This is a genomic window from Roseomonas aeriglobus (assembly GCA_016937575.1).
Lineage (GTDB): Bacteria > Pseudomonadota > Alphaproteobacteria > Sphingomonadales > Sphingomonadaceae > Sphingomonas > Sphingomonas aerigloba.
In genome coordinates, this window is the sequence record JAFHKN010000002.1 from 442865 (window position 1) to 469636 (window position 26772).

30 protein-coding genes and 1 tRNA gene are annotated in these 26772 nt (G+C 66.4%); 15 read left to right on the forward strand and 16 right to left on the reverse strand.

The annotated features are described in order from the left end of the window. Nucleotides 1-46: 46 nt before the first annotated feature. Together JW805_02545 and JW805_02550 are read right to left on the reverse strand one after the other, a co-directional pair. The gene (locus JW805_02545) at nt 47-613 is read right to left on the reverse strand and encodes a glycine zipper 2TM domain-containing protein (protein ID MBN2970897.1); all 567 of its coding nucleotides are present in this window, start codon (nt 611-613) and stop codon (nt 47-49) included. 81 nt (nt 614-694) lie between these two features. After that, nucleotides 695-1534, reverse strand: coding sequence for a class I mannose-6-phosphate isomerase (locus JW805_02550; protein MBN2970898.1), 840 nt, complete (start codon nt 1532-1534; stop codon nt 695-697). A 124-nt stretch (nt 1535-1658) separates the two neighbouring features. Here JW805_02550 and JW805_02555 point away from each other — a divergent pair, with 124 nt between their 5' ends. From JW805_02555 to JW805_02585, 7 genes are all read left to right on the forward strand, one after another. After that, nucleotides 1659-2501: an outer membrane protein assembly factor BamD gene (locus JW805_02555; protein ID MBN2970899.1), complete on the forward strand. Its 843-nt coding sequence runs from the start codon at nt 1659-1661 to the stop codon at nt 2499-2501. A 95-nt stretch (nt 2502-2596) separates the two neighbouring features. Beyond that, nucleotides 2597-3364, forward strand: a complete 768-nt coding sequence (locus JW805_02560; protein MBN2970900.1) for a TlyA family RNA methyltransferase — start codon at nt 2597-2599, stop codon at nt 3362-3364. Between the two features lie 34 nt (nt 3365-3398). After that, entirely contained in the window at nt 3399-3953 is a 555-nt protein-coding gene (locus JW805_02565; GenBank protein MBN2970901.1) for a tryptophan-rich sensory protein, read from the forward strand. Between the two features lie 15 nt (nt 3954-3968). Further along, a complete protein-coding gene (locus tag JW805_02570) occupies nt 3969-4235 on the forward strand; it encodes an accessory factor UbiK family protein (GenBank protein MBN2970902.1) in 267 nt (88 codons plus the stop codon). A gap of 132 nt (nt 4236-4367) precedes the next feature. Beyond that, on the forward strand, nt 4368-4874 hold the full coding sequence (locus JW805_02575) for a YbjN domain-containing protein (protein MBN2970903.1): 507 nt from the start codon (nt 4368-4370) through the stop codon (nt 4872-4874). Beyond that, nucleotides 4871-5677, forward strand: coding sequence for a pyrroline-5-carboxylate reductase (gene proC / locus JW805_02580; GenBank protein MBN2970904.1), 807 nt, complete (start codon nt 4871-4873; stop codon nt 5675-5677). Before JW805_02575 ends, proC begins: the two co-directional genes overlap by 4 nt. A gap of 160 nt (nt 5678-5837) precedes the next feature. Continuing rightward, nucleotides 5838-6422, forward strand: coding sequence for a hemerythrin domain-containing protein (locus JW805_02585; protein ID MBN2970905.1), 585 nt, complete (start codon nt 5838-5840; stop codon nt 6420-6422). A gap of 148 nt (nt 6423-6570) precedes the next feature. On the opposite strand, the gene JW805_02590 is transcribed toward JW805_02585, so the two are convergent. Beyond that, nucleotides 6571-7068, reverse strand: a complete 498-nt coding sequence (locus JW805_02590) for a MarR family transcriptional regulator (GenBank protein MBN2970906.1) — start codon at nt 7066-7068, stop codon at nt 6571-6573. A gap of 77 nt (nt 7069-7145) precedes the next feature. On the opposite strand from JW805_02590, the gene JW805_02595 reads away from it, so the two are divergent. The 4 genes from JW805_02595 (at nt 7146) to JW805_02610 (ending at nt 9316) form a co-directional block, all read left to right on the forward strand. Continuing rightward, entirely contained in the window at nt 7146-8228 is a 1083-nt protein-coding gene (locus tag JW805_02595; protein MBN2970907.1) for a branched-chain amino acid aminotransferase, read from the forward strand. Nucleotides 8229-8278: 50 nt separating this feature from the next. After that, nucleotides 8279-8353: transfer RNA gene (locus JW805_02600), tRNA-Gln, on the forward strand. A 269-nt stretch (nt 8354-8622) separates the two neighbouring features. Next, entirely contained in the window at nt 8623-9114 is a 492-nt protein-coding gene (locus JW805_02605; protein MBN2970908.1) for a nucleoside deaminase, read from the forward strand. A gap of 16 nt (nt 9115-9130) precedes the next feature. Continuing rightward, nucleotides 9131-9316, forward strand: coding sequence for a helix-hairpin-helix domain-containing protein (locus JW805_02610; GenBank protein ID MBN2970909.1), 186 nt, complete (start codon nt 9131-9133; stop codon nt 9314-9316). Between the two features lie 76 nt (nt 9317-9392). Here JW805_02610 and JW805_02615 read toward each other — a convergent pair whose 3' ends face one another. The 5 genes from JW805_02615 to JW805_02635 all read right to left on the reverse strand — a co-directional run bounded on the left by JW805_02615 (nt 9393) and on the right by JW805_02635 (nt 14720). After that, a complete protein-coding gene (locus JW805_02615; GenBank protein ID MBN2970910.1) occupies nt 9393-10178 on the reverse strand; it encodes an SDR family NAD(P)-dependent oxidoreductase in 786 nt (261 codons plus the stop codon). 3 nt (nt 10179-10181) lie between these two features. Further along, on the reverse strand, nt 10182-10721 hold the full coding sequence (locus JW805_02620; protein MBN2970911.1) for a DUF4142 domain-containing protein: 540 nt from the start codon (nt 10719-10721) through the stop codon (nt 10182-10184). Between the two features lie 14 nt (nt 10722-10735). After that, nucleotides 10736-11920 carry a glutathione-dependent formaldehyde dehydrogenase gene (locus JW805_02625; protein ID MBN2970912.1) on the reverse strand — a complete coding sequence of 395 codons (1185 nt, stop codon included), beginning with the start codon at nt 11918-11920 and terminating at the stop codon, nt 10736-10738. Further along, nucleotides 11920-12459, reverse strand: a complete 540-nt coding sequence (locus JW805_02630; GenBank protein MBN2970913.1) for an SRPBCC family protein — start codon at nt 12457-12459, stop codon at nt 11920-11922. Before JW805_02630 ends, JW805_02625 begins: the two co-directional genes overlap by 1 nt. 74 nt (nt 12460-12533) lie before the next feature. Beyond that, the gene (locus JW805_02635) at nt 12534-14720 is read right to left on the reverse strand and encodes a sugar nucleotide-binding protein (GenBank protein ID MBN2970914.1); all 2187 of its coding nucleotides are present in this window, start codon (nt 14718-14720) and stop codon (nt 12534-12536) included. A gap of 279 nt (nt 14721-14999) precedes the next feature. Between JW805_02635 and glf the strand changes: the two genes are divergently transcribed. Next, nucleotides 15000-17237, forward strand: a complete 2238-nt coding sequence (gene glf / locus JW805_02640; GenBank protein MBN2970915.1) for a UDP-galactopyranose mutase — start codon at nt 15000-15002, stop codon at nt 17235-17237. A gap of 181 nt (nt 17238-17418) precedes the next feature. On the opposite strand, the gene queA is transcribed toward glf, so the two are convergent. The 5 genes from queA to JW805_02665 all read right to left on the reverse strand — a co-directional run bounded on the left by queA (nt 17419) and on the right by JW805_02665 (nt 20997). Next, nucleotides 17419-18444 carry a tRNA preQ1(34) S-adenosylmethionine ribosyltransferase-isomerase QueA gene (queA, locus tag JW805_02645; GenBank protein MBN2970916.1) on the reverse strand — a complete coding sequence of 342 codons (1026 nt, stop codon included), beginning with the start codon at nt 18442-18444 and terminating at the stop codon, nt 17419-17421. 119 nt (nt 18445-18563) lie between these two features. Beyond that, nucleotides 18564-19262, reverse strand: coding sequence for a peptidylprolyl isomerase (locus JW805_02650; protein MBN2970917.1), 699 nt, complete (start codon nt 19260-19262; stop codon nt 18564-18566). Between the two features lie 87 nt (nt 19263-19349). Further along, on the reverse strand, nt 19350-19865 hold the full coding sequence (coaD, locus tag JW805_02655; protein MBN2970918.1) for a pantetheine-phosphate adenylyltransferase: 516 nt from the start codon (nt 19863-19865) through the stop codon (nt 19350-19352). After that, a complete protein-coding gene (locus tag JW805_02660; GenBank protein ID MBN2970919.1) occupies nt 19862-20752 on the reverse strand; it encodes a polyprenyl synthetase family protein in 891 nt (296 codons plus the stop codon). The genes coaD and JW805_02660 overlap by 4 nt, the downstream gene beginning before the upstream one ends. Further along, on the reverse strand, nt 20752-20997 hold the full coding sequence (locus JW805_02665; GenBank protein ID MBN2970920.1) for an exodeoxyribonuclease VII small subunit: 246 nt from the start codon (nt 20995-20997) through the stop codon (nt 20752-20754). Before JW805_02665 ends, JW805_02660 begins: the two co-directional genes overlap by 1 nt. A gap of 88 nt (nt 20998-21085) precedes the next feature. Here JW805_02665 and JW805_02670 point away from each other — a divergent pair, with 88 nt between their 5' ends. From JW805_02670 to JW805_02680, 3 genes are read left to right on the forward strand one after another with little or no spacing between them, the layout of a single operon-like run. Beyond that, nucleotides 21086-22477 (forward strand): NAD-dependent succinate-semialdehyde dehydrogenase, encoded by a 1392-nt coding sequence (locus tag JW805_02670; protein ID MBN2970921.1) that lies wholly within the window; start codon nt 21086-21088, stop codon nt 22475-22477. Nucleotides 22478-22508: 31 nt separating this feature from the next. Further along, the gene (locus tag JW805_02675) at nt 22509-22766 is read left to right on the forward strand and encodes a hypothetical protein (GenBank protein ID MBN2970922.1); all 258 of its coding nucleotides are present in this window, start codon (nt 22509-22511) and stop codon (nt 22764-22766) included. After that, nucleotides 22763-23062, forward strand: coding sequence for a type II toxin-antitoxin system RelE/ParE family toxin (locus JW805_02680; GenBank protein MBN2970923.1), 300 nt, complete (start codon nt 22763-22765; stop codon nt 23060-23062). The genes JW805_02675 and JW805_02680 overlap by 4 nt, the downstream gene beginning before the upstream one ends. Here JW805_02680 and JW805_02685 read toward each other — a convergent pair. The 3 genes from JW805_02685 to JW805_02695 are packed head-to-tail and all read right to left on the reverse strand — an operon-like array spanning nt 23042 to nt 26658. After that, nucleotides 23042-24742 (reverse strand): AMP-binding protein, encoded by a 1701-nt coding sequence (locus tag JW805_02685; protein MBN2970924.1) that lies wholly within the window; start codon nt 24740-24742, stop codon nt 23042-23044. The genes JW805_02680 and JW805_02685 overlap by 21 nt on opposite strands. A 37-nt stretch (nt 24743-24779) precedes the next feature. Continuing rightward, entirely contained in the window at nt 24780-24977 is a 198-nt protein-coding gene (locus JW805_02690; GenBank protein MBN2970925.1) for a hypothetical protein, read from the reverse strand. Nucleotides 24978-25008: 31 nt separating this feature from the next. Beyond that, complete coding sequence (locus JW805_02695; protein MBN2970926.1) at nt 25009-26658, reverse strand: diguanylate cyclase; 1650 nt, start codon at nt 26656-26658, stop codon at nt 25009-25011. Nucleotides 26659-26772: the final 114 nt, after the last annotated feature.

Consider the following 26772-nt stretch of genomic DNA (forward strand, 5'->3'; position numbering starts at 1 on the left):
GCCCGGCGATCGCTCGCCGGGCCCTTCGTGGTACCCGTAGCGGGTCTTAGCGGCAGCGGACGTTGCCGCGCTCGATCTCGCGACCCAACACCGCGCCACCGCCGGCGCCCAGCAGCGTGCCCAGCAGGCCCGAGCCGCCGCGATCCAGCGCGTTGCCCAGGAAGCCACCCGCGACACCGCCGATGATCAGGCCGGTCGTGCCGTCGTTGCGGCGGCAGTAGTAACGATTGTCATAGCCGCGATAGATGCGGTCGTTCCGACCGAGGCGGCGGACCTGATAATTGCGGCCATCGCGGTAGTAGCGGTCGGCGTAATAGCGGTTCTGGCCACGCTCGAACCGGTTCCAGTCGTAGTTGCGATACTGGCGCCAGTCGCGGACGTCGCGTCGATAGTCCTGGCGGGCTTCGCGCACCTCGCGGTTGTAGTCGCGGCGCGCATCGCGGACATCGCGGCGTGAATCGGCGTTGCGAAGGTCACGCTGGTAATCGCGCTGCGCGTCACGAACCTCGCGGTTATAGTCGCGCGCGGCTTCGCGCGGGGACTGCTGGGCTGCGGCCGGCAGTGCGGTCAGGCCGGTCGCAGCAGCAGCAAGTGCCAGAATGGCGGTACGCATAACATCCTCCTACTCAGATGGAATGTCTGCACAACGCCGTCTAAATCACGGAAGTTGCGTGAACGAAAAACTACTTCCCGTTCACTTACATGACAGGTCGATCCGCTGTGTCAGAGGATAGGCGAACAGCAGATCGGCGTCGCCATCACTTACGATCGTCGCTTGGCCGGTGATTGTCAGGCACTCGCCGGCGGTGAAGGGGGTGTCGTCCGCAGTCCCCGATCCGGTGATCGGCACCAGCCAGCCGCTGACGCCGTCCGGCAGCGTCACGTCGCGTGTCCCTGCCGACCAGCGTTCCAGGACGAACTTCGGGCCTTCCACCAAAATCTCCCGGGTCTCGGATACGCGGCCGGGGGCCGGCTGCGGCACGAACGGCACGGCGTCGCTGACCGCGATGCCATCGTCCAGGTGGAGCTCCCGCGGGCGACCATAATCATACAGACGGTAGGTCGTCTCCGAATTCTGCTGAATCTCGATCACCGTCAGTCCGGCGCCGATCGCGTGGATCGTGCCCGAAGGCGAATAGAAGAAGTCGCCCGCCTTGACCGGCTTCCAGTCGACCAGCTGCTCGATCGACCCGTCGAGCGCGGCGGCGCGCAAGGTTTCGTCGTCGACGGGTTCGTGCGTGCCGATCGCGATCGTCGAATCGGGTTCGGCGGCCAGGATCAGCCAGCATTCGTCCTTGCCCCGCGGCAGGCCGCGGGCCTGGGCCTGTTCGTCGTCGGGATGGACCTGGATCGACAGCTTCTCCGACGTGAAGAGGTATTTCACCAGCAGGTCGGGCTCGCTGTCGCCGGGCGTCTGGAACCAGACCTCGCCGATCGGCTCCCCATCCTTGGCCGGATCGGCAAAGCCCGGCCACAGGTCGTGACGGCCCCAAGGCTTTTCGACGCGGTGGGTGGCGAGCTTCGTGACGGTCATTCCAGGGGCCTCGGGTCGTTATGTTGCGGATGCGAAACGCAGGCGGAGTAGGCAATTTCCCTGAGGATGGAAAAACATTTTGAGCGCGCGATGCGCTAAGCTAAACGCAGGCCCAGCCATGCGTATGTCCGTATCCCGCGCCGTCGCGCTTTCGACCCTCGTCCTCACCGCGCTTGCGACCTCGGCCTGCGCCGGGCGGGGCGGCGGCAGGGCCGATACTCCCTATGTCGCTCGCGACGTCAGCACGCTCTACACGGCGGCCAAGGATCGCCTCGATCGCGGCCAGTACAAGGAAGCCGCCGCGCTGTTCGACGAGGTCGAGCGCCAGCACCCCTATTCGATCTGGGCGCGCCGCGCGCAGGTGATGGGGGCCTTCTCTTATTATCTGGCCCAGGATTACACGCAGGCGATTCAGTCGTCGCAGCGTTTCCTGTCGGTCCATCCCGGCAATCGCGACGCGCCCTACGCCTATTACCTGATCGCGCTCAGCTATTATGAGCAGATCAGCGACGTGACGCGTGACCAGAAGATCACGCAGCAGGCGCTCGATGCGCTGGGCGAGCTCAGCCGTCGGTATCCCAACACCCGCTATGCCGCCGATGCGCGGCTGAAGATGGACCTGGTTCGCGATCACCTGGCGGGTAAGGAAATGGAGATCGGCCGTTTCTATGAACGCCGTGGCCAGTGGCTGGCGGCGTCGATGCGCTTCCGCTCGGTGGTCGACCAGTATCAGACGACGACCCATACGCCCGAAGCGCTGATGCGCCTGGTCGAGACCTATCTGGCGCTGGGCGTGCGCGAGGAGGCGAAGAAGTCGGCGGCGGTGCTCGGTGCCAACTATCCGGGCAGCGAGTGGTATCAGCGCGCCTATCAGCTGATGGAAAAGAACCCGGTCCTGCCGCCGCAACCCGCCAAGGACCCGGTGGGCGCGCTGAAGCCGGTCGGTGAGAAGACGCCGAAGAGCTGAGGCACAGTTCCGCCGCTCGTCCCGAGCTTGTCGAAGGACGGGCCTCGTAACACGGGCTTCGACAGCCCAGCACGAACGGTAAGGGAAAGCGGCCCGTGCCCAAAATCCGCGCCGACCAGCTGATCGTCGATCGCGGCCTGGCCGAAAGCCGGACGCGCGCGCAGGCGCTGGTGATGGCCGGGCTCGCCTTCGTCGGTGACCGCAAGATCGACAAGCCCGGGCAGATGATTGCGGCCGACGCCGCGATCGAGGTCAAGGGACGTGACCACCCCTGGGTGTCGCGCGGCGGCATCAAGCTGGCGCATGCGCTGGCGCATTTCGCGATCGACGTGACCGGGGCGGTGGCGATCGACGTGGGATCATCGACGGGTGGCTTCACCGACGTATTGCTGACCAATGGGGCCGCGCGTGTCTATGCCGTCGATTCGGGCACCAACCAGCTGGCGTGGAAGCTGCGCCAGGACACGCGGGTCGTCGTCCACGAACAGACCAGTGCGCGGGTCCTGACCGCAGCGCACATCCCCGAGCCGGTCGACCTGATCGTCTGCGATGCGAGCTTCATCGGACTGGCGAAGGTGCTCGAGGTGCCGCTCGGCTTCGCCAAGACGGGCGCGCGGCTGATCGCGCTCATCAAGCCGCAGTTCGAGGCAGGCCGGGACGAGGTCGGCAAGGGTGGTGTGGTCCGCGATCCGCACGTCCACGATCGCGTCTGTCGCGCCGTCGGCGACTGGCTGGAGGCTACCGGCTGGACCGTCGAGGGACTGACGACCAGTCCGATCACCGGACCGGAAGGCAATGTCGAGTTCCTGATCGCGGCACGCAATCGCACAGCGCGCGTTGTCGCCGATGCTGCGGTGCATTAAGGCCGCATCCGAAACGATCGAGGAACGGCTGTCGGTGAGCGAAATCGCGTCCAAGGGTCAGTTGCGTATGTCTTTCCTGCGGTGGGCCGTGGTCACGGTGCCGCTGATCCTGCTGCTGGGCTTCGCCTCGGGGCGCATGGTGCCGTCGGGCAGCGAGAACGCGTGGTACATGGCGCTCGCCAAGCCCGCGCTGACGCCGCCCGGCTGGGTGTTCCCGGTCGCCTGGACGACGCTCTATATCCTGCTGGGCCTGGCGGTGGCCATGATCGCCGATGCGCGCGGGGCCCGCGGGCGCGGCGTGGCGCTGTTGCTGTTTACGCTCCAGTTCGCCGGCAACCTCGCCTGGACGCCGCTTTTCTTCGGCGCGCACAAGGTGACGGCGGCGCTAATCCTGATCGTCGCGATCCTGGCGCTGACGATCGTCACGACCTTCGCTTTCGCGCGCATTCGCACTGTCGCGGCGTGGCTGCTCGTACCCTATATGGTCTGGCTCAGCTTTGCCGCGATGCTCACCTTCGGCATCCTGCGACTGAACCCGGATGCGGAAACCCTTGTGCCTGCGTCCTCCACCACCCAAATCCCGCTCTGAGGAGATTATTTCGACATGCAGAGCGACAACCGGATTTTCGACGACTTCGTGAAGGTCCTGAACGGCGCGGCCGGCACGATGGCGGGCATGGGCCGCGAAGCGGGGGAAAGCGCGCGCGAGCATCTGAAGTCGTGGATCAGCGGCATGGATTTCGTCGCGCGCGAGGAATTCGACGCGGTGAAGGCGATGGCCGCCGCGGCGCGCGACGAAAATGACGCGCTAAAGGCGCGGATCGACGCGCTGGAGGCCAAGCTGGCCGGGTCGACGACGCCGACGGCCTGACCTCGTATCCTTCCCGACCCGTCGCCCCTTCGCGGACGGCGACGGATCGGGAAAATCAGGCCGGACTTCTCCACAGCATTCCGACGCCCACGTGCTTGTGCGCTGCGGTGAAGATTGGCATTTTCGAACCCGATGACGATCGAAGATCTCGAAACCGACCGCGACGACGCAGCGCCGATCGACATGCTTGAGCGCTATTTTTCGGCGCACGGCTGGTCGTTCGAGCGCGATGATGACGAGATCGTCGCCAAGGTGAAGGGCAGCTGGACCGAATATGAGCTGCGCGCGATCTGGCGCGAGGACGATTCGGTTCTGCAGTTTCTTGCCTTTCCCGACGTCCGCGTCGCCGACCATGCGCGCGCGGCGATGTACGAGACGATCGGGCTGGTCAACGAACAGCTCTGGGTCGGCCATTTCGAACTCTGGTCGTCGAGCGGTATCCTGCTCTACCGCCACGCCGCGGTGATGGCGAGTGAAGACGGCGCGCAGCTCAGCCTCGACGGCGCCGAACTGCTGGTGGAAAGCGCGATCGACGAGTGCGAGCGCTTTTACCCCGTGTTCCAATTCGTCCTGTGGGGCGGCAAGTCGCCGAAGGACGCCATTGCCGCTGCGATGATCGAGACGCAGGGGGAGGCGTGAGCGCCGCGATCGCCGGCACGCTCTGGCTGGTCGGCGCCGGCAACATGGGCGGCGCGATGCTCGAGCGATGGCTGGCCGGGGGCGTGGTCACACCCGGGCAGCTGCTGGTAATCGATCCGGGTGCGAAGAACGTGCCGGCGGGCGTGCGTCGCGTCGACGCCGCGCCCACCGACGAGCGCCCCGACATCCTGCTGCTGGCGGTCAAGCCGCAGTTGCTCGACACCGTTGCGCCATCGCTGGCCGCGTGTCGGCCAAGCCTCCTGATCTCGATCCTCGCGGGCGTGGAAGCGGCGACGATCGCCGACCGCATCCCTGCAGACACGATCGTCCGCGCGATGCCCAACCTGCCGGTTTCGCTGGGGCAGGGCGTCGTCGCGCTCCACTCCGGCACATCCGACGCCGACGCGCGCGCCCTGGCAGAGGCGCTGATGGCGCCGCTCGGCCTCGTCGAATGGCTGGGCGACGAGGCGCTGTTCCATGCGGTCACCGCGCTGTCGGGGTCGGGCCCCGGCTTCGTCTATCGCTTCATCGCGGCGCTGGCCGAAGGCGGAGCGGCGCTCGGCCTGCCGGCTGACCAGGCCCGGCGTTTCGCCATCGCGACCGTGGAAGGCGCCGCAGCCCTTGCCCGCACGTCGAGTGACTCGCCCGACACGCTGGCCGACCGCGTCGCCAGCCCCGGCGGCACGACCCGCGCTGGCCTGGACGTTCTGGACGACGGCGACGCCCTGCGCACGCTGGCCGCTGCGACCCTGAGCGCTGCTGCCCGCCGCAGCGAAGAACTGGCCGCCGCCGCGCGCCAATAGCGCCTCGTTGGTCGCGAGCACGGTCGAGCGGCGGGTCCACACCGCTTCGACGGTGCGGGGGCACGCCAAAGCCGATAAACCCACGTCAACACGAATCCCGCGGAACGCGCCGCCGTCGCCGCCGGTTTTCCCTCCCGATAACCGACACACGGAGGACGGCATGGCGACGACGGAAGCCAATCGCGAGAAGACTTCGGACACCAACGGCAATTTGGGCAAGCTGGCCGGCGCCGCGACCGCGGGCGTGGCGCTGGGCGTGCTGGCGATGATCGCCCGCAAGGCGGCGGTGCAGGCGCCTACCTATATGGCGGGCGATTGGGACGAAGCGCTCGCCGCCGAGCATAAGGCGGTCCTGAAGCTGTTCGACGCGCTGGAGGCGACCGAGCCCGAGGCGACGACCAAGCGCACCATTTTGCTGACCCAGATGAAGCACGCGCTCGCCAAACACGCGCTGGAGGAAGAGAACACCATCTATCCCGCATTGCGCGAAGCGGGCGAAGTCGCCGGCGCCGACGAACTCAACGCGGAACACGGCTATGTGAAGCAATATCTCTATGAGCTGGAGAATATGCCGAACAATGGCGACGCGTTCCTGGACAAGGTCCGCAAGTTCCGCGCCGACATCGAAGACCATATGCGCGAGGAAGAGCAGGAGCTGTTCCCCAAGCTCAAGGCCAAGCTGTCGCCCGAACGCAACAAACAGCTGACGATGGCGATGAACAAGGAAGGCTTCAAACTGGCCTGACCCGCATTCTAACCTCCCCTGCAAGGGGAGGGGGACCGCCGCGAAGCGGTGGTGGAGGGGTGTCCCGCTATCGAGCAGGCGACGCCCCTCCGTCAGGCCTGCGGCCTGCCGCCTCCCCTTACAGGCGAGGACAGTTTGTCCATCCGGTCTACCGTCCGAGCCCCGCCACCCGCGGGCGCTCGGACGCTGGGATCAGCCCTTCCAGCACGGCCCAGAAGCCCCCGACCGCCGTCTGCCCGGCGCTGGAATAGGCCGCCGCCAGCCGCGCGCTCAACGCTCCGTAGAGCTGCCGCTCGAGTGCCGCCCCCGCCTCGGTCAGTTTCAGCAGCCGTTGCCGACGGTCGCGGTCGCCCGTTCGCGTTTCGACCAGCCCGCGCGCGGTCAATTCGGTCAGCACGCGATTGAGCGCCTGCTTGGTGATCGCCAGCAGTTGCAACAGCTTGCCCACCGCCAGGTCTGGCTTGCGGGCAATGAAATACAGCGCGCGGTGATGCGCCCGTCCCAGGCCCTGGTCGGCAAGGCCGCTGTCAATCGCGCGGGTCAAGTGGCTGTAGCCGAAATACAAAAGCTCGATTCCGCGCCGGATTTCAGGCTCGGTCAGGAACAGCGGTGAGGCGCGCGACGCGTCGGGAAGTGGGCCAGCCATGTTGACCTGTTCTGCCACCGCCGATACGTCCCCGGCAAGCGCCGATGCGGGCGCGACTGTCTGGAGATGCGTGCGCCATGACCGCCTTTGCGTTCGAACCCAACCCGACGCCGATGAGCGTCAACGAACGCAGTGGCCTGCTTGCCGACCCGGGTTTCGGTCGCATCTTCACCGACCACATGGCGACGATCCGCTATTCGACCGACAAGGGCTGGCACGACGCGAAGATCGTCGCGCGGGGTCCCTTGACGGTCGATCCGGCGACCGCGGTGCTGCACTATGCGCAGGAAATCTTCGAAGGGCTGAAGGCCTACGCCCTCGACGACGGCGGCATCGCGATGTTCCGGGCAGACGCCAACGCCCGCCGCTTCCAGGCATCCGCGCGCCGCATGGCGATGGCCGAGCTGCCGGAGGACCTGTTCGTCGAATCCTGCAAGCAACTGGTGCTGACCGATCGCGACTGGATCCCGAACGTGGACGGCGGCGCGCTGTACCTGCGCCCGTTCATGATCGCGTCCGAGGTCTTCCTGGGCGTGAAGCCGGCCGCCGAATATCTCTACTGCGTCCTCGCCTCCTCGGTCGGCGCCTATTGGAAGGGCGGCGCGCGTGCCGTGTCGCTGTGGGTCAGCCACGACTATACCCGCGCAGCCCCCGGCGGCACCGGTGAGGCGAAGTGCGGCGGCAATTACGCCACCAGCCTGGTCGCGCAACAGGACGCGATCGCCCGCGGCCATGATCAGGTCGTCTTCCTCGATGCGGTCGAACGCCGCTGGATCGAGGAACTGGGCGGCATGAACATCTTCTTCGTCATGGCCGACGGCAGCCTGGTCACGCCGCCGCTGGGGGGCACCATCCTGCCCGGCATCACCCGCGCCTCGCTGATCCAGCTCGCCCGCGACGAAGGCCTGACCGTCCGCGAAGAACCCTATGCCATCGACCAGTGGCGCGCCGACGCGCAGAGCGGCGCGCTGGCCGAAAGCTTCGCTTGCGGCACGGCAGCGGTCGTTACCCCGATCGGCCGCGTCGCGGGCCCGGGGTACGACTTCACCATCGGCAGCGGCGGCACCGGCCAGACGACCGCCCGCCTGCTCCAGCGCCTCAGCGACCTCCAGCGCGGCCGCGCCCCCGACCCGCACGGCTGGCTCCAGCGCATCGCGTGAAGCTTGGGCTTCCCAACCACGGCAGGCACGCTATAAGCCCGCCACTCTGCTGGGGCGTCGCCAAGCGGTAAGGCACCGGTTTTTGGTACCGGCATTCGTAGGTTCGAATCCTGCCGCCCCAGCCATTCGCAAATCCGCGTGCCGGTGGCGGCCCAAGGTTGCACCGGGCGCTGCGTTAGCCGTAACATAGTGTAACACCCTCGGCGGCAGTCTGCTGCCTTTCGGGTAGGTCATGCTACGACCGTGCGGCTGGCCAGCGCGCGCGCCCCAAGCACTTCCTCCTTAGACTGGAATAAGTCGCTGGGCCTTTGCGCATGGTGGCCTCGGTCGCCCCGCCCGTCAGCGGTCTGGGCCCGACCTGCCCTGCGCGACGTTGAGCGCGGCGGAGGTGTTGATGACTGAGGACGACGAACGCTGGATGCGCCGCGCGATCGCGATTGCGCGGTCCAAGGGATCGGACCCGGCGGACTCGCCGCTCGGGTCGGTGATCGTACTCGACGGCCGGGAGCTCGCTGGCGAGCCGAACCAGACCGAGGAGCTGCCCGACGCGACCGCCCATGCCGAAATGATGGCGATCCGCCGCGCGTGCGAGGGGATCGGCGAGATGGAACTGCGCGGCGCGACGCTCTATTCGACGCTGCAGCCGTGCGGCATGTGCACCATGGCCTCGATCTGGTCGAAGGTCGGCCGCGTGGTCTACGGCGCCGGGCGCGACGACGTGCACGAAATGTATTTCGAAACGCGCCACGTCGACACCCTCGCCTTCATCGCCGACGCGTATCGCGACGATATCGTGATCGAAGGCGGCTGCCTGCGCGAGGAATGCGCGAGCCTCTATTACCCACCCGATGCCGACCTGCCGCCGCAGGACCAGGCAAATCTGTGATCTTGGAGGTCAGCGCGTGATCGATATCAACACCGCATCCGCCGACGACATCGACGCTGTCCCGCAGCTCAAGGGGCATGGCTTCGAGATCGTTCGCTACCGATTCGAACGCGGCCGGTTCGAAGCCCTGCGCCAGCTCGAGGAGGTGCCGGGCCTCGCCGGCAAGGTCGATGGGTTGGAGACGGTCGTTCGCGTCGGTTGAGCGAGCGGCGAGGGGACCTTCGGCGATGTGGTAGCCGGGGCGCTCGACGCGGCCGCCGGCTACCGCACGCCTATCTTCACTCCTCCCCGCTGCCCGGCTCGGCCATCTGACGGTGCCGTTCGGCCAGCACCGCTTGCGGCACCACGCCGGCTGCCAGCACCTGGGCCTTGTTCTTCGCGCCGGAGACGATGTGGCCACGGCCGGATTTCAGGGCGGACCAGCCATCCTGGGCGACTTTGGCGGGGTCGGCTTTCTTGGGGTCGCTGCCGACATCGGTGTCGAGCATGTCGGCGCGGGCGAAGAATTCGGTGTCGGTGGGGCCCGGCATCAGCGTCGTCAGCGTGATGCCGTCTTCATCTTTCAGTTCGTTGCGAAGAGCTTCGGTGAAATTGTCGATGAAGGCCTTGGTTGCGTTGTACACCGCGTTGAAGCTGCCCGGAATGTAGCCGGCGATCGACCCGGTGACGAGCACCTGGCCTTGCCCCCGTCCGACCATGCCCGCCAGCACCTTCTGCAGCAGATAGACGGTGCCGGTGATGTTGGTGTCGATCGCATGCCGCCAGGTGTCGACCGACTGGTCGAGGAAGGCGCCGCCGGTGCCGATGCCGGCGTTGGCGCACAGCACGTCGATCGGCCGGTCGCCGACCGCCGCGAGCAACTGATCGACGCCCTGGATCGACGACAGGTCCGCCTCGACCGCCTCGACCTTGGTGCCGAACTGGGTCAGGTCACGTGCGGCGGCCTCGATCAGCGATTCGTTCGCGACGGTGATCAGGTCATAGCCGTCGCGTGCTGCGCAGGTGGCAAGTTCGAAGCCGATCCCCGTCGACGCTCCGGTAATGACGGCGAGCTTGTTGGCCATGGCTCAGATCTCCCGCATGTTGGCGAGCATGGTGATGTGCCCTTGCACCACAGGCACGATCTGCGCAGCGACGGCTCTCAGGGCAGGCGTTCGGCCATTCTGGGCGTACCCTTGGTGCAGGGTGAGGGCCGCGGCGTGCGCCTCGCGCTGGCCGGCGATGTAGGTGCGGGCGGCAGCGTCGCCGGTGGCGGAAGTGACGGCGGCAAGCTTCGCGCGCTGGTCCGCGGTCAACTGCGGCGGCGGAACCGTCAGCCCGGCCTGGGCAGCGGCGGCCTTCACCCGGGCGGTCGAGTCGGAATGATGTGCGATCATCATCCGGGCGAAATCCTGGACGGCGGCATTGCTGGTCTTGGCCATCACCGCCTTCGACGATTCGATTTCGAACATGTCGCTGGCGCCGGCCATGGCGAGATAGGTCGCGTCGTCGGCCGGGGCGGCCATGGCAGGGGACGAGGCCATCGCATCGCGATCGGCGGTGGCCGTGGCGGTCTGTCCGCAGGCGGCGAGCAGCGCCAGCGGGGCGATCGTCAGTAGAGTTTTCATGGCAAATCCTCCTGTCAGAAACCGCCCAAGCCGGGCTTCAGGACGACCTTGGTCACCTCGTCCTGATTGTTCTTGAACATGTCATACCCCTCCGGCGCCTGCTCGAGGTCGAGCCGGTGCGAGATGAGGAACGTGGTATCGATCTTATCCTCGAGCACCGCGGCGAGCAGCGCGGGCATGTAATGCTGGACATGGGTCTGGCCGGTTTTCAGGGTCAGCCCCTTCTCCATGAAGGCGCCCAGCGGAAATTTGTCGACGAAGCCGCCGTAGACCGCCGGCATCGACACGCGCCCGCCTTTGCGGCACGCCAGGATCGCCTGACGGATGGCATGGGTGCGATCGGTGCCCAGGAAGGTCGCCGCCTTCACATGGTCGACGATGTTGTCGACGAACATGCCATGCGCTTCCAGACCGACGGCGTCGATGACCGCATCCGGCCCGATTCCGCCGGTCAGCTGCATCAGCGCGTTGTAGATATCGACTTTCTCGAAATTCAGCACCTCCGCACCGAAGCGCTTGGCAAGGGCCAGCCGGCCGTCGCGGTGGTCGATCGCGATGACGCGTTCGGCACCCATCAGAAACGCGGACTGGACCGCGAACAGTCCGACCGGGCCGCAGCCCCAGACGGCGACCGTGTCGCCGGGTTCGATTTCGGCATATTCGGCCGCCTGCCAACCGGTCGGCAGGATGTCGGACAGGAACAGCACCTTGTCGTCGTCCACGCCGTCGGGGATGACGATCGGGCCGACGTCGCTGAAGGGAACGCGGACATATTCCGCCTGGCCGCCGGCATAGCCGCCGGTCATGTGGCTGTAGCCGAACAGGCCGCTCATCGGCTGGCCATATGCGGTCTGCGCAATGTCCTGGTTGTCGGCGGGTAGGCCGTTGTCGCAGGCCGAGAATTGCTGCTTCTTGCAGTGATAGCAGCCGCCGCACGAGATGGTGAAGGGCACCACCACGCGCTGGCCCTTCTTCAGCGTCGATCTGGCACCCACCTCGACGACTTCGCCCATGAATTCATGGCCCAGGATGTCGCCGGCCTGCATCGTCGGGATATAGCCGTCGTACAGGTGGAGATCCGATCCGCAGATCGCGGTCGAGGTGACGCGGATGATCGCGTCGCGCGGGTTGATGATTTCGGGATCGTCGACGGTATCGACGCGAACATCGTATTTTCCGTGCCAGGCGAGCGCGCGCATTACTGGTCTTCCTTCTGGTGCTGGGCGACCGTCATCGCAGCGGTGGCGACTTCGCCGGTTTCCATCAGTTGTTTGAACCGGCGCAGGTCGCGGCGCGCCTGGATCGCGGGTTCGCGCTGGAACAGCTTGGCGACGATCTTGCCGACCACGCCGGCGGGCGGATCATAGGCAAGCGTTGCGGTCACCACCGTGCCGCGGGCTCCGGCATCGGTGAATTCGACCGTGCCCGAATTGGCGACGTCGGCACCGGGTTCGGACTCCCAGCTGATCGCACGCCCCGGCTCCTCGGCGGTCACGACCGAATCCCATTCGACCGTACGACCGCCCGGCGCCTTCACGACCCAGTGCGATCGTTGTTGGTCGAGCACATCGACCCGCACGAGATTTTCCATGAACGTCGGCAGTTTCGCGAAATCACGGAAATAATCGTAAAGTTCGGCCGCCGGTCGGCCAATAGTGACTGCCGTCGCACTGACCGATCGATCGGTCGAAACATCTTTCCGCGTGGTCGGTGGAGCGTCCTGTACTTCATCGGTCATCATACGATCTCCCGATGAGCCAGAACGCCGACTTTGCGCCGGTTGATCCAAGAAAAGATTTATTTTGCTTTAGGTTAGTCGGTTTGTGCAACGCAGGGCAGGGTGACAGGCCCGGTGACGCCCGGGCGATTGTGGCGGGCGAATTCGCGGATCGCCCCGTCGAGGGGGCCCAGCGACCCGACATGGACGCTGACGAGGCCCGAGCGCGCCGGACGCGGTGCGCGGAACGACAGGGTCGCACTCGGCACCGCCTGGATGCCGCGGGGATCGCCGCCGCAGGCCAGCGCGATTTCGCGCGCAAAGTCCGCCCAACTGAGCGTCCGGTCACCGGCAAGGTGGCGGATGCCCGTCTCGCCATCGATCAACAGGTCGAGCATCGCGTCGGCGAGTGCCGGGACATAGCTGGGCGATACGAACAGATCGTCGGCGGCGGCGAACCGCTCCCCCCGTCGCAGCGCGGACAGGACATGAGCGGCGAAATTATGCGGATCATGCGGTGAGAAGAATGCGGCGGTGCGGATGATCAGCGGGCGGTAGGCGTGGGTCTGGCACGCCGCCTCCATCGCATGCTTGCTCGCGCCGTAGACGCCTGCCGGGTTGGGCACGTCGCGCTCGTCATAGGGTGCGGTCTTCGTGCCGTCGAAGACGAGGTCGCTCGAGACATGGACGCTCGGCACGGCGCGCGCGGCGCAGGCGCGTGCGAGGGCGGCGGCATTGACGTGGTTGGCCGCGAAACACGCGTCGCGGGCGTCCTCGGCGTCGTCGACGCGGACCCAGCCGGTGGCGTCGATCACCGCCCAGGGTGCGATGGTGTCGAGCCCGCGGGCAATGGCATCGGCATCGCTCAGATCGATCGCATCGCGCCCGGTCAGCCGGTGGGTGATGCCGCGTGCGGTACACGCCCGCGATAGCGCGCGGCCCAGCGTTCCGGTCGCCCCGCAGATCAGCAAGGGTCGGTGCGGCCACGCCGGATCGCGCCACGCTTCGGCGGCGGCGGGGCGGGGGGCGGCGGGGACGGTGAACCGATCGGGGCGCTGCCACCACCCGGCACCCTCGACCGGATCTCGCTGCTCGAGCGAAGCCCAGAGACGCGCAAGCCCGGTGGGACGCGGCGTGCCGATCGTGACGTCGAACGCACCGGGCTCATATCGTCCGGGCCGGGTCAACAACGTATCCCAGTCCTGCGAACCGAACACCGCCCAGGCGGTGACCGCCCGCACATCGACGCCCAGCGCCCGCGCCGCGATCGCGGCATCCCAGGCGGCGCGCGCCCAGCGCATCTGTTCCTCGCGCGTGCAGCCCAGATGGACTTCGGTCAGCGCCAACGGCGTGCGATAGCGTTGCCACGCATCCGTCAGTGCTGTCGCGAACGGCGGCGGCGCGGGGTCGAGCGCGCGGACCGCCGGCACGTCGGCATAGGCGCGCACGCCGTTGTCACCACGATCCTGAGCTGCGAACCGCTCGATGCGGTGATCGAGAAAACGGTCGCTCGTCGCATAGCAATGCAGACCGATGATGTCGGGCGGGCAGGGGGCCGCCGATAGCCGGGCCAGTGTCTCGCCCAGCCCCGCCGCGCACAGGCGATGCCACAGGGGATGGAGGGGGGTAACCTGTCCGAAGAGCAGGTCGAACCCCGCCCATCGCCGCTGGTTGTCGAAGGCGGCCTGATCGGCAAGCGGCGCGGTCGACCAGGTGCGGCCCATATCCTCGGTCTGGATCAGTCGTGCGTGCGGGATCACGTCACGGATCGCCGTCATCGCCTGCGCTACGCCGTCGATCTGGGTGACCAGCGCGCGCCAAAAGGCACCTTCGTCGCGCAGATGCGGATACCAATGGCCGTACAGCGCCGAAAATCGCGCGGTCGTTACCGGTTCGTTGACCGGCGTCCAGTCGGCGATCCAGGGATAGCGGGCAGCCGCCGCCCGCGCGAAATCGGCCAGACGCGGCGCGAAATCATCGGCGATAAGGCTGGTATCGTCGGGCCCGCTGCCGTGGTGGACAAGCCCCGCGATCGGCCGCAGGCCCAACGCGCGCATCCGCTCCAGCCGGCTGTCGCTCCACGCCCAATCGTAACCGCCGTCCGGCAGGGCCACGCGTTCCCACAGGATCGGGAAGCGCACCGCGGTGAACCCCAGGGCGGCCATATGGTCGAGGTCGTCGATCCGATCATGATGTCCGGTCGATCGCAGCTGGTCGACGCGCGAGTCGCCGATCCGCGCCACCGTCGCCTCCACACCGCACCATCGTTCAAGTTCCGCCATGCCACCGCCCATATCGTCCAGGTTCCGAACGATCGCGCACGCACAAGCGTTGCCGGAAATCCGACTAAAACACGTTTATGATCAATATCTTAGCGGAACTTCGGCGCTGCCCTGCTGTTCTCTTGCTTCGATACGTCAGCGAGGGAACCATTCGTGCAGATCACGTCCAGCGGCATCCGGAGCGCAGCCGACGCGCTATACACCACTTCCGAACGCGCGACTTTGATCTGCTTCAGTCATCTGCGATGGTCCTTCGTTTTCCAGAGACCGCAGCATCTGATGAGCGGGCTGGCCCAGCATCACGAGGTGCTGTTCTGGGAAGAACCGGTGCGCGTCCCCGGCTTGCCCGCGCCGCGGCTAGCGGAGACACGCGACGAAGCGTGCGGCGTGACGGTTCTCGTGCCCGAATTGCCCGAGGGCGTGGCGGATGAGGAGGCGGTACTCCGCACCTTGCTCGACGATGCGCTCGCCGGCCGGCACCTCGCGGTCAAATGGTATTACACGCCGATGATGCTCGGCTTTTCGCGCCACATCGCCGCCGAATGCACCGTCTACGACTGTATGGACGAACTGGCCAATTTCCAGAATCCGCCGGCCGGCCTGCTGGAGCGCGAAACCGAGCTGTTCGCGGCGGCCGACGTCGTCTTTACCGGCGGCAGCAGCCTGTACGAGGCGAAGCGCGGGCGACACCACAATGTCCACCTGTTCCCCTCCAGCATCGACACCGCGCATTTCGGCCAAGCGCGTCACGACATCGAAGAGCCTGAGGACCAGGCCGCGATCTCGGGTCCGATCCTCGGTTTCTCCGGCGTCGTCGACGAACGCATGGATCTGGGTCTGCTCGAAGCGCTCGCGACAGCCCGTCCCAACGTGTCGGTCGTCGTCATCGGCCCGGTGGTCAAGATCGACCCTGCGACGCTGCCGCAGGCGCCGAACCTCCACTATCTGGGGGGGCGGCCGTACCAGGATCTGCCGGCCTATATGTCGGGCTGGACCGCTGCGCTGATGCCGTTCGCGATGAACGAGGCGACCCGCTTCATCAGCCCGACGAAGACGCCTGAATATCTCGCCGCCGGCCTGCCCGTCGTTTCGACCCCGATCACCGATGTCGTCCGCCACTATGGCGCGCTGGCCGGCGTCCAGATCGCCGACACGCCCGAGGCTTTTGTCGACGCCTGCGACCGCGCCATTGCGCTACGCTCCAGCACTGCCTGGCGTGATGCGGCGGACAAGCAACTGTCGGAGAGCAGCTGGACCGCGACGGTCATCGCGATGAGCGCCCTCATCGCCGCCGCACGCGATCGACACGGCAGGGTGGAGGCGATCGTTTCCCCCGACGGCTGGCCGGCGACGCCACAACGCCATGACGTGATGATCGTCGGCGCGGGCTTTGCCGGCAGCGTCATGGCCGAGCGGCTGGCATCGGCCGGTCTGAAGGTTCTGGTCGTCGACCGACGCCCGCATATTGCCGGCAACGCCTACGACCGGCGCGATGCGGCGGGGCTGCTGATCCACCAGTACGGCCCACACATCTTCCACACCAATTCGGCCGACGTGTTCGCGTATCTGTCACGCTTCACGCAGTGGCGGCCGTACGAGCACCGCGTGCTCGCGCAGGTCGGCGACCAGCAGGTCCCGATGCCGATCAACCGCACCACGCTCAACATGCTCTACGATGCCGGCCTCGAGACCGAGGAGGATGTCGAGGCATTCCTGGCCGCGCGGGCCGAGCCGGTCGATCCGATCCGCACCAGCGCCGATGTGGTCGTCAGCCGGGTCGGCCGCGAACTCTACGAGACCTTCTTTCGCGGCTATACGCGCAAGCAATGGGGCCTCGACCCGAGCGAGCTCGACAAATCGGTCACCGCGCGTGTCCCGACGCGCGCCGACACCGACGACCGCTATTTCACCGATACCTATCAGGCGATGCCGGCGGATGGGTATACGCGGATGTTCGAACAGATGCTCGACCATCCGAACATCGAGCTGCTGCTCGGTGTCGATTACCGCCAGGTGCGCGATGCCTATCCGCACGACCATCTGGTCTTCACCGGCCCGATCGACGAATATTTCGAGCATCGCTACGGGAAGCTGCCCTATCGCTCGCTGCGGTTCGATCACTGCACGTTGCCCCGGCCGCAGTTTCAGCGGGTCGCAACCGTCAACTATCCCGACGAAGCAACACCTTATACCCGGATTACCGAATATAAGCATCTGACCGGCGATAGCGGGCCGGCGACCAGCGTGACCTATGAATATCCCTCGGCGGAAGGCGACCCCTATTATCCGATCCCGCGGGCGGAGAACCAGGCGCTCTACAAACGCTACGAAGCGTTGGCGATCGCGGAGGGCGATGTGACCTTCGTCGGGCGGCTGGCGACCTACCGCTATTACAATATGGACCAGGTCGTCGGACAGGCGCTGGCCACTGCCCGCCGCCTGATTCCGCGATTGACGGCGGGCACGGGGCCGGCGGTTGCAGAGAAACCGAAGATCCTGGCTGAGGTCGCGGCGTAAAAGCGATCGCGGTGCGGACGCTTTCGATCGGTCCTGAATATCCGGTCGTGTCGCGCACAGTCGAACGTCGGGTCAGCGCGATATGCCTTTTCCAGCCCTTTCCCTTCGGGGAAGGGGGTGGACGGGGTAGTGGTCTACGCCCCGCCCGCGAACCCGGCCTCAGAAACGCTTACCCGCTCGCTCACGGCAGCAGCAGCGATGCGTCGCCGTAGGAGTAGAAGCGATACTCGTTGGCGATCGCATGGGCGTAGGCCGCCTGCATCCGCTCCAGCCCCACCAGCGCCGAGACCAGCATGAACAGCGTCGATCGCGGCAGGTGGAAGTTGGTGACCAAGCCGTCGATGCCCTTGAAGCGATAGCCGGGAGTAATGAAAATCGATGTGTCGCCTTCGAAGGGGCGAATGATATCGTCTTCGCCCGCGGCACTTTCGATCAGGCGCAGGCTGGTGGTGCCGACCGCGATGACCCGACCGCCGGCGGCACGGACGGCGTTCAGCCGGTCGGCGGTCGCGGCGTCGATGCGGCCCCATTCGGCGTGCATTCTGTGATCGGCGGTGTCGTCGGCTTTGACCGGGAGAAAAGTGCCCGCGCCGACATGAAGCGTCAGCGTCGCGTGGCCGATGCCCGCGGCCTCGAGAGCCGCCACCAGGCCGGGCGTGAAGTGCAGCGCCGCGGTCGGCGCGGCGACCGCGCCAGGTTCGTTGGCGAACATCGTCTGATAATCGTCCGCGTCGCGTGCGTCGGTCGGGCGCTTGGCGGCGATATAGGGCGGCAGCGGCATCCGGCCGGCGCGCTCCAGCAGCAGTTCGACGGGTTCTTCCCCGGCGAAGTCGAGCGCGAAGCTGCCGTCGTCGCCGCGGTCCCCGGCGGTTGCCGTCACGCCCTGCCCGAAATCGATCGTGTCGCCGTCGCGCAGCCGCTTGGCGTTGCGGATGAACGCCCGCCAGCGACGCGGTCCCGCGCGCTTATGCAGCGTCGCGCCGATCTTGGCCTCGCCGCGAGTGCCTTCCAATTGAGCGGGGATGACGCGGGTGTCGTTGAAGACGAGCAGGTCGCCCGCGCGCAGGGATGCCGGCAGATCGGTGACGACGCGGTCGTGCGTACCGCCTGCGTCAAGCACCAGCAGTCGCGCTGAGTCCCGCGGCGACGCCGGGCGTAGCGCGATACGCTCGTTGGGCAGGTCGAAATCGAACAGGTCGACGTTCACATGTCACCCGTTCGGACTGAGGAGAGGCTGAGCATGGCGAAGGCTCGTATCGAAGCATCCGTCGATACGCCACTCCGACCCGCTCAGCGGCAACTTCGGGCGACCGTAAAAGGCGGGACTTACTTCGCCGCAGGCGTCTTGCGGCCCGGGCCCGGCGGCAGCGTTTCGGGCGCGACCATCACCGGCTCGGGCTTCGGTGCACTATACGCCGGGGGATTGTCGGCGGCGATATAGGCGTGGACGATCTTGGTCGGGTTCGCCGGCGGCTCACCGCGCTCGATCGCGTCGACATATTGCATGCCGTCGATCACGCGACCGAAAACCGTATATTTCTGGTCGAGCGACAGGCGGGGCGTGAAGACGATGAAGAACTGCGAGTTCGCGCTGTTCTCTGCCTTGTCCTTCTGCTCCTGCGTCGCCTGTTCGGGAGCGCCTTCGCGCGCGGCCGATACGGCCCCGCGGACGTGGGGCAGATAGTTGAACTCCTTGGGCAGGTCGGGCAGCTCCGAGCCGCCGGTACCGTCGCCCCTGGGATCGCCGCCCTGGGCCATGAAGCCCTCGATCACGCGGTGGAACTGGGTGTTGTCGTAGAATTTCTGGCGCGTCAGCGTCTTCACCCGCTCGACCATCTTAGGTGCGACGTCGGGGCGCAGCCAGATGGTGACGCGGCCGCCGTTCGACAGGTCGAGCAGCCACAGATTTTCCTTGTCAGTCGTCGCCGGCGGTGCGGCGCGACCCGGCACTTCGATCAGCTGCGCCGACGCCGGCAGGGCGAACAGCGCCGCGGCTGCGACGACAAGAACGGAAAACAGACGCATGCGTGTTAGAACCCCAAGCGGATACTCGTGCGCGCCCCATAGACGAGGTCGCGGCTGACGGCAAAATGAACGACGCTCGCGGCGAATTTATGTCCGCTGGTCGCCCTTCAGCCCGATCGCGCGGACGCGGGCATCGACTTCGGCCTTCACCGGCGCGGTGACGAACTTGGCGATATCGCCGCCGTACATCGCGATCTCCTTGACCAGCCGGCTGGCGATCGGCTGGAGCGAGACGTCGGCCATCAGGAAGACCGTCTCCACCCGCGCATTCAGCTGCTGGTTCATGCCGGCCATCTGATATTCGTATTCGAAGTCGGCGACGGCGCGCAGGCCCCGGACGATGATGTTCGCTTTCTCGCGCTCGGCGAAGTCCATCAGCAGCGAATCGAAGCCGACGACGGTGATGTCGCCCTCGACCCCCGCGACTTCGCGCCGAACCGTCTCCATCCGCTCCTCGACCGAAAACATCGGCGACTTGGACGGATTGGTCGTGACGCCGACGACCAGCCGGTCGACGAGCTTCGCGCCGCGGCGGATGATGTCCATGTGCCCGAGCGTGATCGGATCGAAGGTGCCGGGATAGACGCCGATGCGGGTGGTCACCGGTCGCGCTCCGTGATGTAGCGCGCGACTTCACGCAGCAGATCGGCTTCCGGGCCGAAACCGCGCAGATGCTCGACCGCCTGATCGACCAGCATCGCGGCCTGTTCGCGCGCGCGGTCGAGGCCGAGGAGGGTGAGAAAGGTTTCCTTCCCCGCCGCTTCGTCCTTGCGCAGCGCCTTGCCGGCCAGCGCCTCGTCGCCCTCGACGTCGAGAATGTCGTCGGCGATCTGAAAGGCAAGGCCGATGTCGCGCGCATAACCGCGCAGCGCGCGGCGGCCTTCGGCGGGCACGCGACCGAGGATCGCGCCGGCCTCCACCGCACAGGCGATCAGGGCGCCGGTCTTCATCGCCTGCAACCGGGTAACCGTCGCCAGGTCGAAGCTGGTCTTCTCCGCCTCCAGGTCCATCATCTGCCCGCCGGCCATGCCGCTGGGGCCCGACGAGGCGGCGAGGCAGCCGATCAGCTCGACGCGGACGAAGGGGTCGGGATGCGCTTCCGGCTCAGCCAGCCATTCGAAGGCGAGCGCGTGGAGGCAGTCGCCGGCCAGGATCGCCGTCGATTCGCCATAGACCTTGTGCACCGTCGGCTTGCCGCGGCGCATGTCGTCGTTGTCCATCGCCGGCAGGTCGTCGTGGATCAGCGAATAGACGTGGATCGCTTCGATCGCGGTGGCGACGCGTGCGGTCAGCGTACGATCGACGCCGAACAGGTCGGACGTGGCGAAGGTGAGGAGGGGACGCAACCGCTTGCCGCCACCGATCGCGGCATGGCGCATTGCGCGATACAGGTCGGCGCGCGGATCTTGCGGCACGGCGAGCAGCAGATCGAACTGACGATCGACCGCGGCAGCGACCTCGGTCAGCGCGTCCTTGAGCAGGGCAGACATCAGCCGGCCGCGAAGGGAGTGGTGCCGGTCGCGCGCCCCTCGGCATCGGTGCGGATCGCCTCGATCCGCGCCTGCGCCGCATCCAGCCGCGCGGCGCACTGGCGGCGCAGCGCATCGCCGCGTTCGTACAGCGTGATCGCCTCGTCCAGCGACGCCTCGCCGCTTTCCAGTCGCCCGACGATGCGTTCGAGCTCTTTCAGCGCGTCTTCGAACGACAGCGCGGCGATTGCGGAATCTTCAGCCATGCGATTTGCTATGGGGCAGGCTTGGGGGCTTATGCAACCGTGCGCCGCGGCGCTACGTTTGGATGGCGACGAAAGGCACCCCATCCCCATGTTCAAGAGCATCAATCCGGCAACAGGCGAGGTCTTCGCCGAGCATCCCGAACATTCGCCCCAAGAGGTCGAAGCGCGGATCGCCAGGGCGGCGGAGACGTACAAGCACTGGCGTACGACGTCGTATGACGAACGCACCGCACTGCTAAGCCGAATCGCCGACGCGTTCGATGGCGAGAAGCAGCGGCTGGCCGAAATGGCGACACGCGAGATGGGCAAGACGCTGAAGTCGGCCATCGCCGAGGTCGAGAAGTGCGTGAGCGGCTTCCGCTATTACGCCGAGCACGGCTCGGCGCTGCTGGCAGATACCGAGGTCGAGATGGCGAGCGGTCGCGCGGTGGCGCGCTGGCTGCCGATCGGGCCAGTGCTGGCGATCATGCCGTGGAATTTCCCCTACTGGCAGGTCGTCCGCTTCCTTGCGCCCGCGATCATGGCCGGGAACGTCGGACTGCTGAAGCACGCCTCGCTGACACAGGGCTGCGCGGCGCTGATCGAAGAGATGGTCGAGACGGCAGGCGCTCCTGACGGTTTGTTTCAGAACCTCGCCGTTCCGTCGTCGAAGGTCGAACCGGTCATCGCCGACCCGCGCATCGTCGCGGTGACGCTGACCGGCAGCGAAGGGGCGGGCATCAAGGTCGCCGAAGTGGCGGGGCGCGAGTTGAAGAAGGTCGTGCTCGAACTCGGCGGGTCGGACCCGTTTATCGTCATGCCCTCGGCCGACGTGCAGAAGGCTGCCGAAGTCGCGGTGACCGCGCGAACGCAGAATGCCGGCCAGTCGTGCATCTGCGCCAAGCGGATGATCGTCCATGCCGATGTGTACGACGCGTTCATGGCCGTTTTCGAAAAGGGCATGCGCGACCTGGCGATCGGCGATCCGATGGACGCGGGCAGCGCAATGGGTCCGCTGTCGAGCGAGGACGGCCGCGACACCGTGCTCGACCAAGTGGAGGAAGCGAAGCGCGAGGGCGCACGGGTGCTGGTTGGCGCCGACAAGATCGAGCGGCCCGGCGCATGGATGACTGCCGGCGTGCTCGTCGACGTGCCGCCTGAGGGCAAGTTCGCGAAGGAGGAGATTTTCGGTCCCGTCGCGATGGTGTTCAAGGCCGACGACATCGACGCGGCGATCACGCTCGCCAACGACGTGCCGTTCGGGCTCGGCTCCAGCGTCTGGACCAACGACGCGGCCGAACAGGAACGATTTGCGCGCGACATCGAAGCGGGCATGACCGCGGTGAACGCAATGCTGGCGTCGGTGCCCGAAGCGCCGTTCGGCGGCGTGAAGCGCTCCGGTCACGGGCGCGAGCTCGGGCCCTGGGGGCTGCACGAGTTCATGAACCTGAAGGCGGTGATGATGCCGAAAGCGGACAAGAGCGGGCCGGCGGGGGATTAGGCGAGGCGCGGGGATCGTGGTAAAAGGGGCCATGGCCGACCGCGATCCCGCTCTCAACCTCGGACAATTTACCGAACGCGCCGAAGCGTTTCTTGGGGATGGTTTCCACGAATCGGTGGAGGAGGTGCTGGACGACGCCCTGCAGTTGCTGGAGCAGCGGCGAGAGGCGTTCGAAGCCATGGTCCGAGAAAAGGTTGCGGAAGCGCTTGCCGACCCGCGGCCCGCCGTACCGATCGACGAAGCATTTGCTCGTATTCGCGCGAATATCGAGGCACGCCGCAGGGGATGAGTCATCGCCTCGTCCTGCTCTCGACAGCAGAGGCCGACATCCAGCAGATCGCAGACTGGGTCAGTGATCAGGCCGATCCGGCGACCGCGCTCCGCTACGTGGCGCGGCTACGCGCCTTCATCGATAAGTTGCAGCATTTCCCGCGTCGTGGACCCGTGCGCTCGATCATGTCGGTCGATGTGCGAACCGTGACGTTCGAGCGTCGGATCATAATTGCTTACCATGTCGATGCCAACGACGTGATCGTGATCAGAGTATTCTCTGGTCAGCGCGACCTATCCGGCCTGACCCTCTGACATCACCTCCGCCACCAGATCCTTGCGGCTGAGCTTTCCGATCATCGTCTTGGGCAGCGCCAAGCGAATCACCACGTCGTCGACCCGCTCGTGCTTGCCGAGCTGCGGGTTGAGCCATGCCATCAGCGTCGCCCCGTCGACCGGCTCTGCATCCTCCAGCAGCGTGACATACGCCCGCGGGACTTCGCCGCGGTAGGTGTCGGGCAGGCCGATGACCAGCGCCTCCTTGACCGCCGGGTGGTGGTACAGGATCGCCTCGATCTGGCTGGGGAAGACCTTGAAGCCGCCGACCGCGATCATGTCCTTCAGCCGGTCGACGATGCGGATGAAGCCGTCGTCGTCGATTTGGCCGACGTCGCCGGTGCGCAGCCAGCGGGTGCCGGTCGCGTCCGTCACGAACACTTCGCCATCCGCATCGGGGCGCTGCCAATAGCCCTTCATGATCTGCGGCCCCGCCACGACGATTTCGCCGGGTTCGCCAGGTGGGGGCGGGCGACTCGGGTCTTCCTTGTCGACCAGCGCGACGCGCGTGCCGGGGATCGGCTGGCCGATCGTGCCGGCCTTCTGCGGGCCGGCATAGGGGTTGCACGACACGACGCCCGACGTCTCCGACAGGCCATAGCCCTCGATGACGGTCGATCCGCTGTCGCCCTCGAACCGTGCCTTCAGTTCCGCCGACAAGGGCGCGCCGCCCGAAATACAGAATCTGAGGCACGAAAAGTCGGTTTGCCCGTGCTTCGGGTGATCGAGCAGAGCCTGGTACATCGTCGGCACACCGGGCATGGCGCTGGGGCGTGTGCGCGCAAGCGCATCGAGCACCTGCCCGGCCTCGAAGCGCGGAAGCATCACGATTTCCCCGCCCGTCACGACCGTCCGGTTCAATACACAGGTGTTGGCGAAGACGTGGAAGAAGGGCAGCACGCCCATCACCCGGTCGACTTCGCTGGGCTCGGGGTTCAGGTCCGCAACCTGCCGTGCGTTCGCCGACAGATTGGCATGGGTGAGCATCGCGCCCTTTGGCACGCCAGTGGTGCCGCCGGTGTACTGGATCAGCGCGATGTCGTTTTGCGGGTCGAGCGAGGGCGTCGTGCAGGCGCCATCGTTCGCGATCAATTGCGAGAAAGCGGAAATCCGCGGATCGTCCGGCCGGCTGGCGACTTCGCTGCGACGAAACAGGCGATAGAGCACCGACTTGGTCGGGGGCAGGGCGCCGGCAACCGACCCCACGACCAGCCGTTCCAGTGCGCTTTTCTCAAGCACCTTTACCGCAGTCGGCAGCAGCGCTGTGGCCGACAGGGTGAACAGCAACCGCGTACCCGAATCGGCGACCTGATGGGCGAGTTCGTCGACCGTATAGAGGGGGGAGAAATTGACGACCGTCGCACCCAGCTTGAGGATGCCGTAATAGGCCGCGACATAATGGGGCACGTTGGGCAGGAAGAGGCCGATGCGGTCGCCCGGACCATATCCCAACTTCGCCAGGCCGCAGGCGACGCGATTGGCCCCATCCAGCGTCTCTGCGTAGCTATATTTCCGCCCCAGGAAATCGAGGAGGGGCGCATCCGCTTGGCGCTTGGCGCTCGCCTCGAACAAAGCGATCATCGTCTCGGGCGGATAGGCACGGTCCCAGACGCCTGGGTGATGATAGGCGGTGCGCCAGATGCTCTCAGGATCGCTCATTGACACGAGTGTAAGTTACGCTCGCGTCCAGTGCAACTCAGTCCAGCAACATCAACGCAGCGCTGAGCGTGACGCGGCCGACGTCGGCCAGCGTCTCGATCCGGTCGGGCGCCAGTCCGGCCAAGTCGATCGTCGGAGCATCGATCTGGACATGCGCGCGTGGGCGCGGGTCGGTCGCCCCGCCAATGACGACTAGCAGGGCCAGAATGGCGATTTCGGCGCGTCGTTTCCACATGACACCATCCTACGCCTGCTGGCGTCATCGTTCAAGCGGCGACGGACAGGGCAGGCGCGATGCGCGCGCGGTCGCGTCCGGCGTTCTTCGCCTCGAACAGCGCCCGGTCGGCGATCCGGTACAGCGCTTTCCACTGGATGTCGTTTTCCAGCACGCCGGTGCAGCAGCCGATGCTGGCGGTGACGCGCAAATCGAACGGCATTCGCGCCGCCCGCAGGGCGTCGAGCAGCACCTCCGGTTCCAGCCGGCTCTCGGCCGGCACGACGATGCCGAATTCCTCGCCGCCCAGGCGCGCGACCAGTCCGTTGGGCGGTACCGCTGCGTGGAGGGTTCGGGCGAAGACGCGTAGCACGTCATCGCCCCCGTCATGGCCCAGCGTGTCGTTGATCAGCTTGAAATGATCGATGTCGATCAGCAGCAAAGTCACGCGGTCCGGCCGGCCGATCGCGCGGTCGAGGAAAGCGCGGCGATTGAGCAGCCCTGTCAGCGGATCCGTGTCCGCCAGCGCGCGCGCCTGAAGCTCGGCCGCCATCGCCGCATCGCGCTCCATGCTCAGCGCCTGGACGCGGTAGGCGATCGCCAGGCTGGAGATCATCGCTTCGAACGCCAGCGTCAGGATAGTCGAATTATCGAGCCAGAAATTGTCCGGCAGCAGGTGGAGTGCCGCAAGCAGGCGTAGCGCAGCGGACGTGATCGGCATCGCCCAGGCGATCGAGAAGATTGCGAGATAGCGGCTGCCGCGCTGCCATGCCCGCAGCAGCAGCGGGATGGTGACGGATAGGCCGCCCAGCATCAGCAACGCGGTCGCGCGGTCGGCCGCGCGGATCGACACATAGGAACCGACTGCATGCACGACGCCGCTCGTCACCAGCATGCCGATCGCGATGGTGACGCAGGGTTTCAGCCAGCCGGCGAAGACGCGTTCTTCGAAGAAGCTGCGGGCAAAGCCGATCGCGGCGGCTGCCGTAAACCCGAGCAGAAGCGCATTGCACCGCATGCGGTCGTTGTTGTCGATCGCCGGGATCAGCCAGGCGAGCAGTCCGGACGAACTCAACGCATAGCCGACCAGCATCGAGACCATTAGGCAATAGGAGAGCTGGAAGCGGAACCGCAGCGCCCACCAGAGCGCGAGATTGTAGATGAACAGCGCAACCGCGAGGCCCCCGAACGCCGCATAGATGGCGGCCATGGTCAGATTGGCCTGCCGACTGGCCTTCGCATCCGCCAGACGCATTCCAGTGACGATGCCGCGCAGGTTGGCCGATCCTTCGACCCGCCACAACAGCCGCACGGGCGGCGCGGGCCGCGGGGGTATGTCGAGTTCGACGATCGCACCCAGTTCGATATGCTGCGACAGCGTTGCACTGGTGGTCGCGATGGTCGCGATGTGACCGTCGGCGTACAGGATGCTCAGGCTGAGCGCGCGTTGCCACAGACTGTTCACCCGAACGGACAGCGGTGGCGGGACGGTGGATGTCGTCAGCGGTGCGGACAGCACCCAATAGTCGCCGGGCCCGAACGCCAATTGCGGTGTCCGACAGTCGAAGCGCCCTGGCGAACGGATCATCGCCGCCACCGTCTCGCCCGAGGACAGGCGTGCGATACACGCGTCGACCGGCGTGCCGGCGACACCTGCCTGGGCCCGCGCTGGACCTGCCGACCAGACACTCAGAAACGCCACCAACAGGCCAAAGAATCGAAGAAGGCCCGCTAAGGACATGATTCAAGGCCTAGCGACCGTAAGGCTAAGATCGGGTTAAGTACGGTCGGATGTGTCGGATCGGGGCAAACGCAT

Bases quoted from the DNA above. Each gene is read 5' to 3' on its own strand.
- JW805_02545 (MBN2970897.1), bottom strand. From the start codon at position 613: ATGCGTACCGCCATTCTGGCACTTGCTGCTGCTGCGACCGGCCTGACC.
- JW805_02550 (MBN2970898.1), bottom strand. From the start codon at position 1,534: ATGACCGTCACGAAGCTCGCCACCCACCGCGTCGAAAAGCCTTGGGGC.
- JW805_02555 (MBN2970899.1), top strand. From the start codon at position 1,659: ATGTCCGTATCCCGCGCCGTCGCGCTTTCGACCCTCGTCCTCACCGCG.
- JW805_02570 (MBN2970902.1), top strand. From the start codon at position 3,969: ATGCAGAGCGACAACCGGATTTTCGACGACTTCGTGAAGGTCCTGAAC.
- JW805_02575 (MBN2970903.1), top strand. From the start codon at position 4,368: ATGACGATCGAAGATCTCGAAACCGACCGCGACGACGCAGCGCCGATC.
- JW805_02585 (MBN2970905.1), top strand. From the start codon at position 5,838: ATGGCGACGACGGAAGCCAATCGCGAGAAGACTTCGGACACCAACGGC.
- JW805_02590 (MBN2970906.1), bottom strand. From the start codon at position 7,068: ATGGCTGGCCCACTTCCCGACGCGTCGCGCGCCTCACCGCTGTTCCTG.
- JW805_02595 (MBN2970907.1), top strand. From the start codon at position 7,146: ATGACCGCCTTTGCGTTCGAACCCAACCCGACGCCGATGAGCGTCAAC.
- JW805_02605 (MBN2970908.1), top strand. From the start codon at position 8,623: ATGACTGAGGACGACGAACGCTGGATGCGCCGCGCGATCGCGATTGCG.
- JW805_02615 (MBN2970910.1), bottom strand. From the start codon at position 10,178: ATGGCCAACAAGCTCGCCGTCATTACCGGAGCGTCGACGGGGATCGGC.
- JW805_02620 (MBN2970911.1), bottom strand. From the start codon at position 10,721: ATGAAAACTCTACTGACGATCGCCCCGCTGGCGCTGCTCGCCGCCTGC.
- JW805_02625 (MBN2970912.1), bottom strand. From the start codon at position 11,920: ATGCGCGCGCTCGCCTGGCACGGAAAATACGATGTTCGCGTCGATACC.
- JW805_02630 (MBN2970913.1), bottom strand. From the start codon at position 12,459: ATGACCGATGAAGTACAGGACGCTCCACCGACCACGCGGAAAGATGTT.
- JW805_02635 (MBN2970914.1), bottom strand. From the start codon at position 14,720: ATGGCGGAACTTGAACGATGGTGCGGTGTGGAGGCGACGGTGGCGCGG.
- glf (MBN2970915.1), top strand. From the start codon at position 15,000: ATGAGCGGGCTGGCCCAGCATCACGAGGTGCTGTTCTGGGAAGAACCG.
- JW805_02650 (MBN2970917.1), bottom strand. From the start codon at position 19,262: ATGCGTCTGTTTTCCGTTCTTGTCGTCGCAGCCGCGGCGCTGTTCGCC.
- JW805_02660 (MBN2970919.1), bottom strand. From the start codon at position 20,752: ATGTCTGCCCTGCTCAAGGACGCGCTGACCGAGGTCGCTGCCGCGGTC.
- JW805_02665 (MBN2970920.1), bottom strand. From the start codon at position 20,997: ATGGCTGAAGATTCCGCAATCGCCGCGCTGTCGTTCGAAGACGCGCTG.
- JW805_02670 (MBN2970921.1), top strand. From the start codon at position 21,086: ATGTTCAAGAGCATCAATCCGGCAACAGGCGAGGTCTTCGCCGAGCAT.
- JW805_02675 (MBN2970922.1), top strand. From the start codon at position 22,509: ATGGCCGACCGCGATCCCGCTCTCAACCTCGGACAATTTACCGAACGC.
- JW805_02680 (MBN2970923.1), top strand. From the start codon at position 22,763: ATGAGTCATCGCCTCGTCCTGCTCTCGACAGCAGAGGCCGACATCCAG.
- JW805_02685 (MBN2970924.1), bottom strand. From the start codon at position 24,742: ATGAGCGATCCTGAGAGCATCTGGCGCACCGCCTATCATCACCCAGGC.
- JW805_02690 (MBN2970925.1), bottom strand. From the start codon at position 24,977: ATGTGGAAACGACGCGCCGAAATCGCCATTCTGGCCCTGCTAGTCGTC.